A 12404-nucleotide genomic window follows, 5' to 3' on the forward strand; every position below is an offset into this window, starting at 1 on the left:
ACGAAGGATTTGCGCTGTTCGCCAGCGGCCGCGCCGAACGCTCGCGGCGGTCTTGGCCGTGCCGAATAGGCAACCGCCATTTTCGCAGCCTTCAGGCGCCGGTTCGCGCTCCAGTGCTCGCGATATCGAACCAAAACAATCAAACAATGAGGGGAAACACTATGCCTAGGACCATTCGCGCCCTGTTCTGTTCCGCGTCGCTGGTGTCGCTATTGGCCGTCTCGCCGGCCTTCGCCCAGCAGACCGACGACAAGCCCGCCAAGCCGGTCGACGACTCCACGGTCGAAGAGGTCGTGGTCACCGGCTTCCGCGCCGCCCTCGGCTCGGCCCAGGAGGTCAAACGCAATTCCGACGCCATGGTCGATGCGATCGTCTCCGAGGACATCGGCAAGCTGCCGGACAATAACGCTTCCGAAGCCTTGTCGCGCGTCGTCGGCGTCCAGGTCACCCGCTACAACGACGAGGCCGGCACGGTGCTGGTGCGCGGCCTTCCGGACGTGGCCACCACCTTCAATGGCCGTGAGTTCTTTACGACCAACGACCGCTCGCTGCACATGCAGGACTTTCCGGCCGGCGTGATCGCCGGCATCGAGGTGTACAAGTCCGGCACCTCGGACCTGATCGAGCCCGGCCTTGGCGGGCTGATCAACCTGCGCTCGCGCCGGCCCTTCGATGTCAAGGACACCGAGATCGCCGGCGAAGTGCGCGGGTCGTACAACACCCAATCCAAGGCCTATGACCCCTCGGCCAACCTCGTGGTGACCAAGCGCTGGGACACGGCCATCGGCGAGATCGGCGCCTTGGCCAATGTCAGCTTCGTGCGCATGACCTATCGCAACGCCGACCGCTACGCCGACTCCGCCATCATCACGCCGATGGCCTGGAACCCCAGCAATCCCGTCAAGGTGACGACACCGGGCGTGGGGATGTTCAACTTCCCAGCCAATGCCGGCAACTTCTACGAAAAGGGCGTGCGCGATCGCCCCGCCTTCAATGGCACCCTGCAATGGCGCCCCAACGACAAGCTGGAGCTCTATGCCGAAGGGCTTTGGCAAGCCTATCGCGGCGACGTCACGACCGATGCGTTCAATGTCAACTTCGAACGGCCGGATCTGGCCGGCGTGTCACCGACCCTGAGCAACGTGGTCCTAGTCGAGGGCGAGCCGCTGAAAGCGGCCAGCTTCACCAAGACCGGCGGCTACGTGCCGGAATTCTGGCGGAAGGCTCAGGAAGACAAGACCAACACCTACCAGGGCGCGCTCGGCTTCAAATGGAAGGGCGATCGCGCCGTGGTGTCAGGCGACTTCGCCTACACCTCCAGCAAATACCAGTCCAACCAGGTCAATATCGACGCCCAGTTGGCCAGCGCGCCGACCATCAACGTCCAGTTCGATGTCGACGGGACGGCCATCTTCAATCTGGGGGACTATGACATCGCCAATCCCGCCAACTATGTGTGGCGCGGCCTCTACCAGCGCGACTATGTCGAAAAGGGCGACGGCGTCCAGGGCCGGCTGGACCTGGACTGGGACACCCACAGTTCCTGGCTGCCGACCATCAAGGTCGGAGTGCGCGCCAGCGACCGCGACGCAAGCTCCCAGAACAACGACCGCTACGCCTACACAGCGCCGCTGAACATTCCCTTGGCGAGCCTGCCGACCGGGGCGTTGGAGATGATCTCCAACGGCTTTGGCGACGACGGCCAACAGTTCAGGCAGTGGCTGATGCCGACGTGGGACGCCATGCGCGACAATGACGAGGCGCTGCGTCAGCGCGCCTTCGACCTGACGGGCCAGGCCAACTACGCCACTGCGGAGATCCCCAACAACCCCCTAGGCGGCTTCACGGCCAAGGAAGCCACCTACGCGGCCTACGCCCAGGGCAAGTATCAGTTCGACCTGGGCGCCTATCCGGTGGACGGCGCGATCGGCGTTCGCGTCGTCAACACCGATGGCCAGTATTCCGGCTTCTCCAATGTCACCGGGGCCAATGGCGCCGCGCAGATCGTCCCGCAGTCGGTGTCGCAAAACTATGTCGACGTCTTGCCGTCCATCCAGTCGCGCATCCGGTTTACGCCCGAGTTCCAGCTGCGCCTGGCGGTCAACAAGACGCGGACGCGGCCAAGCTTTGGGCAGCTGAACCCCTCGCTCAACATCACCATCAACAGCACCGGTCTGGACGGCGCTGCGCCGCACTACACCGCTACCGGCAGCGGCGGCAATCCTGACCTGAAGCCGCTCACGTCGATCAATTACGACGCCTCGTTCGAGTATTACTTCGCCAAGAGCGGCTCGGCGACGCTGGCGCTCTTCTACCACGATCTGGACGGCTTCATCAGCTACTACACCCGCGATGTCACCGATCCGACCTATGGCCTGATCCAGCTGAGCCGGCCGGAAAACGCCGGCAAGGGCCGGGTGCTGGGGGCGGAAGCCAACTTCCAGACCTTCTTCACCTTCCTGCCGGGCTGGTGGTCGGGCTTTGGCGTCCAGACCAACCTGACCTACCTCGACGGGACCTATGCCTTGCCCCAGACGCTGGGCGAGTCCGCACGCCAGGTGAAGATCCCCGGCGTGTCCAAGTGGGCCTACAATCTCACCGGCTTCTACGAAAAGGGGCCGTTCGCCGCGCGGCTCTCGTACAACCATCGTTCCGAGTACGTGGACAACTACAACCGCAACACCAACGAAGAGCTCTATGCCGGCCAGCTGACGCGGGCGGTGAACCGTCTGGACCTGTCAACGTCGTATGAGCTTTCGAAGGGCTTCACGCTGGTCGGCAACGTCAGCAACATTCTCGGCACGCCCTTCAAGACCTACCGCAACTACAGCGAAACGCAGGCCTTCGGCCGGGATCTGCGGGTCGAGGGCCGCTACATCAGCCTGGGCCTGCGCTTCAAGATGTAGCGCGCGACGGCCACCTGGACGGTCTGAACGGGGAGCGCCAAGGCGCTCCCCGTCTCCGAGCGACCGCCATGACCGCTTAGCCTTGCAGGCGGCGGATGCGCATTTCTGATCAGCCAAGGAGCGTAGCGATGCTCGCATCAATGCTCGGCGCGGCCCTGTTGGCCGTAGCGCCAGCGGCCGTTCAAGCCCAAACGCCCGCAGCACAGACCGCCCAGGACGGCGCGGTCTACTTCGCCGGCGAGCCTGAGGGGATCGGTGATCCCAATCCCTACTACGAGAACGGCGTCTATTCGATTTTCTACCTCAAGAACGAGGGGCGTCATCCCTGGTGGATGTCGCAGACGTCCGACCTGAGCACCTGGTCCAAGCCGATCGAGGCGGTCAAGGTCGGCGAGCAGGGCTCGCCCGACGTCTGGACGGGTAGCGGCAGCGTCATCGCCGATCCGGCCGGCGGCTATCGCCTCTTCTACACCGGGCACGACCCGAACGGCGCGCCCATGGAGGTGACCATGGTGGCCAGGGCGGCCAGCCTGGCCGGACCTTGGGCCAAGGATCCGAAGGCGACGTTCGCCGGCAAGCCGACCTATGATCAGCGGGACTTTCGCGACCCGTTCGTGTTCTGGAACCCCCAGGCCAAGGCCTATTGGATGGTCCTGGCGTCGCGCCAGAAGTTCGATGCGGTGATCGCCCTCTATACCTCGCCCGACCTCGTCAAATGGACCGCCGCCGCGCCGCTCTATTCGGAACGCTCGCCGCTGAATCTGGAAGTGCCCGACCTCTTCTCCGAGGGCGATGACTGGTTCATCGTCTTCTCCGATCAGCGCGAAGAATATCGACTGGTCCGGTATCTCACCGCGCCCAAAAGCGACGGCAAATATGAATATGGGCGCCTCAACGGCCTGGATGGGCGCGCCTTCTACGCGGGCAGGACGGCCGGCTCGGGACGTGAACGGCTGCTGTTCGGCTGGGTGGCGCACAAGGAGCTGCACAAGGACAGCCGGGACCTGGTCTGGGGCGGCGATCTGGTCGCGCATGCGATCCGTCGGGCAGGACCTGGCGTCCTGGCCGTCAGCTTGCCTGACGCCGTGGCAGGCCAGTTCTCCACCGAACGCGCCAAGATCTCCTTGACCCAAACCCTGATCGGTCCCGCCGACCAGGCGCTGCTGGCCAAGGCCGACATCACGGTCAAGCCGGGGGACCGCTTCGGCGTCAGCTTTGACGCGGGGAAGGGCGGCAAGAGCGTCTTGGAACTGGATACCGCCAAGGGCGAGGCCGCGTTCCTCTATCGTGGGCAAGGCGCGAACGCGCCGCGGGTGGCGTTTCCGCGAACGGCCGACGGCCGCTACGTGGTTGACCTGGTGATCGACCCGAAACGGGGCTTGGGGGTTCTTTACATCAACCGCTTTCGCGCCCTGAGCTTCCGGTACTACGGCGTCGACAAGTCGGACCTGGCGCTCTTCGCCGACGGCGGGTTCTCGCAACTGGCCGGGTCGGTCATGGTCCGCGCCGCGCGCAAGCAAGGCTCCGGGGGAAGCCCTCCGTGATCCATCCTGGGTCGATCCCCAAGCGTGTCGAAGCGCTCGGAGCCGACGACGGGAGCCCTTTGGCGGAGACGGTCCTTCTAGAGCCCACGCCCGCTGATACGCCCGTCGTCATCGACTTGGCCTCCGCCCGCGCCCGCCTGATGCGATCTGATCCCCGGCGTCCGCTCTATCGACAGCTGGCGGACATGATCCGCAAGATCGAAGCGCCCCATCGCGGCGTTCGGCTGCCGACCGAGCGGTGCTTGGCGCAAGAGCTCAGGATAGCGCGCGTGACGGTCCGCAAAGCTTTGGCGGATTTGGAGCGTGAGGGGATCATCCAGCGCAGGCAGGGAGCGGGAACCTATTTCGCCTCCGACTAGGAATGGCGACGACCGGGACCAAGGTGAAGCAACTCCTGAGGGCGACCTAGCGGCGGATCGAGCGCGATCAGGGTATGCGACTCCTTGGGCGGGAGAACGTTGCGCCTTGAGCGGTTCGTGCATCCCAGGCCCCCTGCAGTGAGGGAGTTTTGATGCCATTTTGGAAACAATAGGTTTCGATACTTTCCATTTATGTGGTGATGCGCCGAGTCCAAAGTGTCCCTGTCAGAACAACGGGGCGGCCGGAACAGGTCCTCCAAGCATCAAGGGACCTAGCCATGATCCAAGCCACCGCCACCCCAGGCGCCCGCCTCCTGAGCGCCGCCGATCACACCCTGATCATGATCGACTACCAATCGCAGATGGCCTTCGCGACCAAGTCGATCTCGACTATCGAGCTGCGCAACAACGCCGGCCTGGTCGCCAGCGCCGCCGCCGGATTCGGCGTCTCGACCATCCTGACCACCGTCGCCGAGAAGAGCTTTTCCGGGCCGATGTTCTCGGAGGTCACCGCGCCGTTTCCCGGCAAGGCCCTGCTGGACCGCACGTCGATGAACACCTGGGAAGACGAGTCCGTGATCGCCGAGGTCAACGCCATCGGCAAGACGCGCATCGTCCTGGCCGGCCTGTGGACCTCGGTCTGCATCGTCGGTCCCGCGCTCTCGGCTCTGGACCAGGGTTTTGAGGTTTATGTGATCACCGACGCCAGCGGCGATGTCTCTGACGAAGCCCACGAGCGCGCGGTGTCGCGCATGATCCAGGCCGGGGCCCAGCCGATCACGTCCCTGCAATATCTGCTGGAGCTGCAGCGTGACTGGGCGCGCGGCGAGACCTACGACCTGACCACCGGGATCGCTCGCGAGCTGGGCGGGGCCTACGGCCTTGGCATCACCTACGCCAAGTCGATGTTCGGCGCCTCGGAGAGCCACGTGGCCGCGGCCTGAGGTCGGTTTCGAGGCGGGGTTTGTACAAGACCCCGCCTCCACTTCAGTCCACGGAGCGTTGGCATGAAACCTTATCTTCTGTCCCTCGGTGTCGGCCTGCTCGTCGGCGTGATCTATTCGCTGCTCGGCGTGCGCTCGCCCGCCCCGCCGGCCATCGCCCTGCTCGGGTTGATGGGCATGCTGCTTGGCGAACAGGCGGTTCCGATCGCCAAACGTCTGCTCACCAAGGCCCCCGTCGTGGCCTATCTTAAGGCCCCAGAATGCGCCGGTCAGGTGCTGGGTCAGCAAGCCATCGCCGATGACGGCCCTGATCCTAAAGGTGGTCAGACATGACCCTCGACCGCCGCCCCCCAAATCGCAGACAGGCCGTCGCCCTGGGCGCGGCCTTCCTGTCCAGTTCCGCTTTAGCCCAGCCTCGGAGGCCCGGCCCCATGACCGACCTGCTGCTCGTCAACGGCAAGTTCACGACCCTCGATCGCAGCAACCCGCGCGCCGACGCCGCTTTGGTCCGCGACGGCAAGTTCGCCGCCGTCGGCGAGGAGGGCGAGGTCCGCACCGTCGCCGGCCCGAACCCGACGATCATCGACTTGAAGGGCCGCCGCGTGATCCCCGGCCTGATCGACAGCCACATGCACATCATCCGCGGCGGGCTGAACTACAACATGGAGTTGCGTTGGGACGGCGTGCCGACCCTGGCCGACGCCATGGCCATGCTGAAGAAGCAGGCCGCCAACACCCCACCGCCGCAGTGGGTGCGCGTGGTCGGCGGCTTCACCGAGCACCAGTTTGTCGAAAAACGGCTGCCGACCCTGGACGAGATCAACGCCGCCGCGCCCGAGACGCCGGTGTTCATCCTCCACCTCTATGACCGCGCCCTGCTCAACCGGGCCGCCCTGCGCGCCGTCGGCTACACCAAGGACACGCCCGCCCCGCCCGGCGGCGAGATCCAGCGCGACGCCTCGGGCGAGCCCACGGGCCTGCTGCTGGCCCAGCCCAATGCGACGATCCTCTACGCCACCCTGGCCAAGGGTCCCAAACTGCCGCCCGAGTACCAGCTCAACTCCACCCGCCACTTCATGCGCGAGATGAACCGCCTGGGCGTGACCGGGGTGATCGACGCCGGGGGCGGCTTCCAGAACTATCCCGACGACTACGAGATCGTCGAGAAGCTGCACGCCGACGACCAGCTGACCCTGCGCATCAGCTACAACCTGTTCACCCAGAAGCCCAAGGCCGAGCTGTCGGACTTCCAAAGCTGGTCCAAGCAGGTCAAGCCGGGGCAGGGCGACGACAAGTACCGCCACAACGGCGCGGGCGAGATGCTGGTCTACAGCGCCGCCGATTTCGAGGATTTCCGGGTCGAGCGTCCCGAGATGCCGGCCAACATGGAGAGCGATCTCGAGCCGGTGATCCGCCATCTGGTCGAGAACCGCTGGCCCTGGCGGCTGCACGCCACCTATGACGAGACCATCACGCGGGCGCTGGACGTCTACGAGAAGGTCAACAAGGACATGCCGTTCGACGGGCTGCACTGGTTCTTCGACCACGCCGAGACGATCAGCGACCGCAACATCGACCGTATCGCGGCCCTGGGCGGCGGCATCGCCGTGCAGCACCGGATGGCGTTCCAGGGCGAGTACTTCATCGACCGCTATGGCGCGAAGGCGGCTGAGGCGACGCCGCCGATCAACAAGATGCTGAAGGCTGGCGTCCCGGTCGGAGCCGGCACGGACGCCACCCGCGTGGCCAGCTACAACCCCTGGGTCTCGCTGAACTGGTTGGTGACCGGCAAGACGGTCGGCGGTACGCGGCTCTATCCGCCCGCCAACCGTCTCGACCGCGAGGAGGCCCTGCGCCTGTGGACCACCGCCAACACCTGGTTCTCGAACGAGGAAGGCAAGAAGGGCCAGATCGCCGTCGGCCAACTGGCCGACCTGGCGGTGCTCGCCGACGACTACATGACCGTGCCCGAGGACGAGATCCCGCACCTGTCGTCCGTGCTGACCTTGCTGGGCGGCAAGGTGGTCCACGGCCAGGGCGAATACGACAAGCTGGCGCCAGTCTTGCCGCCGCCGATGCCCGACTGGTCGCCGGTGCGGACCTTCGGCGGCTACCAGGATCGATCGCGCGGTCATGCCCGCGCCCTGGCCTTGGCCTGCGGCTGCGCCAGCGGCTGCAACGTCCACGGCCACGACCACGCGGCGGCCTACACCCGCGAAGCCCCGACCAGCGATGCGCGATCCTTCTGGGGCGCCATGGGTTGTGGCTGCTGGGCGGTGTGATCATGACCACGCCCCGACCCATCGCCGCCCTGCTGCGGGCCCCCGTGTTCGGGCCTGTCGCGCGCGCGGTCCTCACCACGCCCTACTGGTTCGCCGGCCTTTACAAGCTGACCCATTGGCGGGACGCGCTCGGCGAGGCGGCGCACTTCGGCCTTCGGCCCGCGGTCCTGGTGGTCGCCGCCACGATCGCCGTCCAGCTGGGCGGCTCGGTCCTGTTGATCTTCGGCCGGCTGAGCTGGCTGGCGGCCGGCGCGCTGGGCGTCTTCACAGCCTTGGCCACCCTGATCGCCCATCCCTACTGGACGGTCGCCGACCCCGCCGAGCGCTTCCACGCCCTGAACACCTTCCTGGAACATATCGGCCTGATCGGCGGCTTCATGGTCGCGGCGGCCCTGGTCGAAAAGGAGCGCGCCGCATGAACCCGCAGCCGATCCTGACCAAGGAGACCCGTCTGGCCGGCGTGACCGGCGTGGGCATGGCCTTCGTCGGCGGCTATGTCGACGTGATTGGCTTTGTGCTGCTATTCGGCCTGTTCGTCGCCCACGCCACCGGCAACATCGTCATGCTGGGCGTAGGGCTGGCGGGCGACGCGGGCGGCCTGGCCACCAAGCTCCTGGCCCTGCCGGTGTTCATCGGCGCGGTGGCGGCTGCCTACGCGCTGATCCGCTGGCGCAACGCCCGGGACCAGCCTTGCGAGGTCTTGGTCCTGGCGTTGCAGGCGGTCCTGCTAGCGGGCTTCATGCTCCTGACCGTGTGGGCCTTGCCCGCCGCCAGCGCCAACGCGCCGTCCGTCATGCTGGCCGGATTGACGGGGGTGGCGGCCATGGCGGTGCAGAACGTCGGCGCGCGCGTCGTCTTCACCCATCTGGCGCCGACGACCATGATGACCGGCAACGTAACCCAGGTGGCGATCGACATCGTCGATCTGGCCATCGCCCGTGGCCGTCCCGACGAGGCGCTGAAGGCGCGGATCCGCAAGACCTGGCCCCCCGTGACGGCCTTCGCGCTCGGCGCCATGGGCGGCGCGATCGGGGTGCTGGTCGCCGGCGCCTGGAGCCTTGCGCTGGGCGTTATCGTGGTGGCGGTGCTGGCGGTTCTCCACGCCGTTCGGGGAGAGCGGTCATGAACCTCGCTGCGACGGCGCTCGTCGCCATCCTGGCCAGCGCCAGCGCCGCCCAAGCCGCCGAGGCCTTTAAGCCGATCCGCTCCGACGAGACCTATGCCTATTTGGCCGCGGCGGATCGCACGGGCCTGGACGTCCTGCGATACATACCGGTCGGCGGCGACGCCTATCTGACCCTTGGCGGCGAGGCCCGTTTGAGGATCGATGCGATCGACGCCCCGCGCTTCGGCGTCGCCGGCGAACCGGCCGACACCTACGGCCTGGTGCGGGGCCTGTTCAGCGCCGACCTGCACCTGAACGACCGCGTCCGGGTCTATGGCGAGCTGGGCTGGCATCGCGACGTCGGCAAGTCCGACGCTCCGGCGCTCACCGATCGCGACGGGCTGGACGCACAGGTCGGTTTCATCGACGTCACGCCGGACGCCGACCGGCTCTGGCGCCTGCGCCTGGGGCGGCAGGAGCTGATGCTCAGCCCCACCCAGCGGTTCGTCTCGGTGCGCGAGGGCCCCAACATCCGCCAGAGCTTCGACGGCCTGCGGGTGACTCGCCAGACCAAGGGGCTGCGGCTGGACGCGTTCTACGTCACGCCGGTCACGATCGCTCGGGGCGCGTTCAACGATCCCAGCAATCGCGCGCAGCACTTTTATGGCGTCTACGCCGCGGGGCGCTTGGCGTCCCATCTCAACCTCGATGTCTATGCGCTGGAGCTTGAGCGCGACGGCGCCAGGTTCGGCGCGGTGACCGGCGACGAGCGCCGCAGGAGCCTAGGCGCGCGCCTGGCGGGGCAGGTCGGTGCGATCGACTTCGAGGCCGAGGGCATGATCCAGCGCGGCGGCTTCGCCGGGCAAAGGATCCGTGCCTGGGGCGGATCGGTCGGTGGCGGCTATACCCTGGCCGCGCCCTGGAAACCTCGGATCGGCCTGCGCCTCGACGCCGGCTCGGGCGACAAGGATCCCAACGACGGCCGGCTGCAGACCTTCAACCCGTTGTTCCCAAAAGGCGCCTATTTCAACGAAAGCAGCCTGACCAGCTGGTCCAACCTGATGGCGATCCGGCCGAGCCTGGGGTTGTCGCCCACCGAGGCGATTTCCCTGGAGGTCAGCTACCTGGATCGCGCCCGTCAGACCGGCGGCGACGCCGTCTACCTGCAGCCGTCCGTGGTGCTGCCAGGCTCGCTGGCCTCGCGAGCCAAGGCGGTGGGGCATGCGCTGCAAGCCGACGCCAGCTGGCAAGTGACGCGGAACGTCAAGCTGCAGGTCGAGGCGCTGCATCAAGAGGTCGATGCGGCGGTCAAGGCGGCTGGCGGTCGCGACGGCGACTTCGTGATGGCGATCGTTCAGTACCGTTTTTGACGAGGCCCGCGGCCCCAGCACCAATGGCGATGGCTTGGCCGTCGGCTTTTTCGGACCAGGAGTTCATCCACGAAGGCGGTGCGTTTCCATGACGATGGCGGCCCCGACGTCCTGCTCGTCGAAGACCTCGATCTGCCGCAGCCTGGGGAGGATCGTCGTCACGGTTGGCTGATCGACGCCTTCTCCGACTACTATTGCGTTGTGCGCGGCTGGGCGGATGAAAGAGCTAGCTGCAATCGGTCCGCCGACATGGGTGCTCGTCTCGAGCCCGCCATTCCTTGACGAGTTGGCGGCGATTGCGCGCATACCGCTCTTCCAGGAAATCGACCTTCAGGATCCGATCGGTGCGAAAGAGACGAAAGTCCGAGGTGAGCTCGCACCACCCCGCGATGAACCGCTGGTTCTCGATGAAACCCAACATGATCGGCCACAGGGTTCGGTCCATCGGCGTATCGTCCTCGTCGGCATAGGTGATACGCATCTTCCACTGCTCTCGCAGGGCGCGCCTGACCCGCGCCAGATCGACACCCGATGCCGCGGCCTGGCTCCGGCTGACGAAAAGCGCGCTATCGTCCAAGGCGCGCCGCATGTCGGGCGACAGCACGCCGTGGATCTTCGCCAGCGCGTTCTGGACGGCGCGCGCCAGGGCCTCGTCGGTCTGGCGGCTGACCCATTGGGCGCCGACCACCAGGGCCTGGATCTCCTCCTCGGTGAAGGACAGCGGCGGCAGGACGAAGCCGGGGCGCAGGATGTAGCCGACGCCCGGCTCGCCGTCGATGTCGGCGCCCATGGCCTGCAGGGTGGCGATGTCGCGGCGGATGGTGCGCAGCGACACATCGAGCTCGCGGGCTAGCGCGCCGCCGGACACCGTCCCGCGGCGCCGGCGAAGCTCTTGCAGCAGATCGAAAAGGCGATGGCTTCGGGACATGCTCAATCCATCGCCACCAAGCCCTTGCCGCGAAGTTTGCGGCCCGCTTCCAGGGCGGTGATCAAGGCGATCGCCTCGCTCAGGGGCACGGTCTGGGCTATCGGAAGACGAAGATTTCCTGCTTGGGCGGTCAGCGCAAGAGCGTCGAGGATCTCGGCCCTCGGCGTGCAGACGATCGGCTTGAACCGCCTGTTGAAGAGCGCGCCGATGAACTTGCCGGGCGAAGGGTTGAGGTCCAGGTACACCCCGTCCTTGCGCAGGAGGCCAAGGCCCTGGGACGTCGTCATCGTCGCGGCCGTGTCGTAGACGACGTCGAAACGCTGACCGATCCGAGAAAGGTCGGTCGTGCGGTAGTCGAAGGCCTGCTCCACGCCGAGCCGCCTGGCCCGGTCGAGGTCGTCGGCGCTGCAGCTTCCCCAGATCCGGGCCCCGCGGGCGCGCGCGATCTGGACGGCGGCCTCTCCGACCGCGCCTGCGCATCCGTTGATGAACACAGACTGGCCAGCCGTCAGCCGAGCCCTGTCGACCAAGCCGTTCCAGGCCGTGGCGCCCGGCGTTCCCAGGCAGGCGGCGTCCTCGAAGGACACCGCGTCGGGCTTCCGGGCGAGGGCAGACTCCTTGGCCAGCACGGCCTGGCCCAGCGCGCCGGTTTCCTTGAAGCGCGCGAGCCCGAAAACGGCGTCGCCGACCGTGAAGCGGGTCACGCCGGTCCCGATGGCGGTCACGGTTCCGGAGAGGTCCATGCCCATGCCGCGCGGGAAGGTCTTGCCGGTGACGATCTTCATCAGGCCGGCGCGCAGCTTCCAGTCGATCGGATTGACGGCGGCGAACCGGACCTTCACGGCCACCTCGCCCACGGCGGGCGCGGCCAGGTCGAAGTCCTCCAGGCGCATGACCTCCGGGCCGCCGTAGCGGTGATATTGAATACGTTTCATTGTGGGCGCTCGCACCATGGCTTCGGGAAGG

General features: G+C 66.6%; 11 protein-coding genes. 9 read left to right on the forward strand and 2 right to left on the reverse strand.

Going from position 1 to position 12404, the window contains the following annotated elements; genetic code table 11:
- The first annotated feature begins 161 nt into the window (after positions 1 to 161).
- The 9 genes from G3M57_RS12160 (at position 162) to G3M57_RS12200 (ending at position 10510) form a co-directional block, all read left to right on the forward strand.
- A complete protein-coding gene (locus tag G3M57_RS12160) occupies positions 162 to 2906 on the forward strand; it encodes a TonB-dependent receptor (RefSeq protein ID WP_163230798.1) in 2745 nt (914 codons plus the stop codon).
- Between the two features lie 128 nt (positions 2907 to 3034).
- Positions 3035 to 4450 (forward strand): glycoside hydrolase family protein, encoded by a 1416-nt coding sequence (locus G3M57_RS12165; protein ID WP_163230800.1) that lies wholly within the window; start codon positions 3035 to 3037, stop codon positions 4448 to 4450.
- A 140-nt stretch (positions 4451 to 4590) separates the two neighbouring features.
- Positions 4591 to 4809 (forward strand): GntR family transcriptional regulator, encoded by a 219-nt coding sequence (locus tag G3M57_RS12170; protein WP_163233708.1) that lies wholly within the window; start codon positions 4591 to 4593, stop codon positions 4807 to 4809.
- Between the two features lie 278 nt (positions 4810 to 5087).
- Positions 5088 to 5753, forward strand: a complete 666-nt coding sequence (locus G3M57_RS12175; protein ID WP_163230802.1) for a hydrolase — start codon at positions 5088 to 5090, stop codon at positions 5751 to 5753.
- A gap of 63 nt (positions 5754 to 5816) precedes the next feature.
- A complete protein-coding gene (locus G3M57_RS12180) occupies positions 5817 to 6086 on the forward strand; it encodes a DUF1427 family protein (RefSeq protein ID WP_163230804.1) in 270 nt (89 codons plus the stop codon).
- 98 nt (positions 6087 to 6184) lie between these two features.
- The gene (locus G3M57_RS12185; protein WP_188916152.1) at positions 6185 to 8035 is read left to right on the forward strand and encodes an amidohydrolase; all 1851 of its coding nucleotides are present in this window, start codon (positions 6185 to 6187) and stop codon (positions 8033 to 8035) included.
- Between the two features lie 2 nt (positions 8036 to 8037).
- The gene (locus tag G3M57_RS12190) at positions 8038 to 8454 is read left to right on the forward strand and encodes a DoxX family protein (RefSeq protein ID WP_056751215.1); all 417 of its coding nucleotides are present in this window, start codon (positions 8038 to 8040) and stop codon (positions 8452 to 8454) included.
- The gene (locus G3M57_RS12195; RefSeq protein ID WP_163230807.1) at positions 8451 to 9161 is read left to right on the forward strand and encodes a YoaK family protein; all 711 of its coding nucleotides are present in this window, start codon (positions 8451 to 8453) and stop codon (positions 9159 to 9161) included. The genes G3M57_RS12190 and G3M57_RS12195 overlap by 4 nt, the downstream gene beginning before the upstream one ends.
- Positions 9158 to 10510: an alginate export family protein gene (locus tag G3M57_RS12200; protein WP_163230809.1), complete on the forward strand. Its 1353-nt coding sequence runs from the start codon at positions 9158 to 9160 to the stop codon at positions 10508 to 10510. Before G3M57_RS12195 ends, G3M57_RS12200 begins: the two co-directional genes overlap by 4 nt.
- Before the next feature lie 226 nt (positions 10511 to 10736).
- Here the strand turns inward: G3M57_RS12200 and G3M57_RS12205 are convergent, their stop codons facing one another.
- Both G3M57_RS12205 and G3M57_RS12210 read right to left on the reverse strand, forming a co-directional pair.
- A complete protein-coding gene (locus tag G3M57_RS12205; protein WP_163233709.1) occupies positions 10737 to 11438 on the reverse strand; it encodes a helix-turn-helix transcriptional regulator in 702 nt (233 codons plus the stop codon).
- A gap of 2 nt (positions 11439 to 11440) precedes the next feature.
- Positions 11441 to 12373, reverse strand: a complete 933-nt coding sequence (locus G3M57_RS12210) for an NAD(P)-dependent alcohol dehydrogenase (RefSeq protein ID WP_163230811.1) — start codon at positions 12371 to 12373, stop codon at positions 11441 to 11443.
- Positions 12374 to 12404 lie beyond the last annotated feature (31 nt).

It is taken from the genome of Caulobacter rhizosphaerae, from assembly GCF_010977555.1.
GTDB lineage: Bacteria > Pseudomonadota > Alphaproteobacteria > Caulobacterales > Caulobacteraceae > Caulobacter > Caulobacter rhizosphaerae.

Bases quoted from the DNA above. Each gene is read 5' to 3' on its own strand.
- G3M57_RS12210 (WP_163230811.1), bottom strand. From the start codon at position 12,373: ATGAAACGTATTCAATATCACCGCTACGGCGGCCCGGAGGTCATGCGC.
- G3M57_RS12205 (WP_163233709.1), bottom strand. From the start codon at position 11,438: ATGTCCCGAAGCCATCGCCTTTTCGATCTGCTGCAAGAGCTTCGCCGG.
- G3M57_RS12175 (WP_163230802.1), top strand. From the start codon at position 5,088: ATGATCCAAGCCACCGCCACCCCAGGCGCCCGCCTCCTGAGCGCCGCC.
- G3M57_RS12185 (WP_188916152.1), top strand. From the start codon at position 6,185: ATGACCGACCTGCTGCTCGTCAACGGCAAGTTCACGACCCTCGATCGC.
- G3M57_RS12160 (WP_163230798.1), top strand. From the start codon at position 162: ATGCCTAGGACCATTCGCGCCCTGTTCTGTTCCGCGTCGCTGGTGTCG.
- G3M57_RS12190 (WP_056751215.1), top strand. From the start codon at position 8,038: ATGACCACGCCCCGACCCATCGCCGCCCTGCTGCGGGCCCCCGTGTTC.
- G3M57_RS12195 (WP_163230807.1), top strand. From the start codon at position 8,451: ATGAACCCGCAGCCGATCCTGACCAAGGAGACCCGTCTGGCCGGCGTG.
- G3M57_RS12200 (WP_163230809.1), top strand. From the start codon at position 9,158: ATGAACCTCGCTGCGACGGCGCTCGTCGCCATCCTGGCCAGCGCCAGC.
- G3M57_RS12170 (WP_163233708.1), top strand. From the start codon at position 4,591: ATGCGATCTGATCCCCGGCGTCCGCTCTATCGACAGCTGGCGGACATG.
- G3M57_RS12165 (WP_163230800.1), top strand. From the start codon at position 3,035: ATGCTCGCATCAATGCTCGGCGCGGCCCTGTTGGCCGTAGCGCCAGCG.
- G3M57_RS12180 (WP_163230804.1), top strand. From the start codon at position 5,817: ATGAAACCTTATCTTCTGTCCCTCGGTGTCGGCCTGCTCGTCGGCGTG.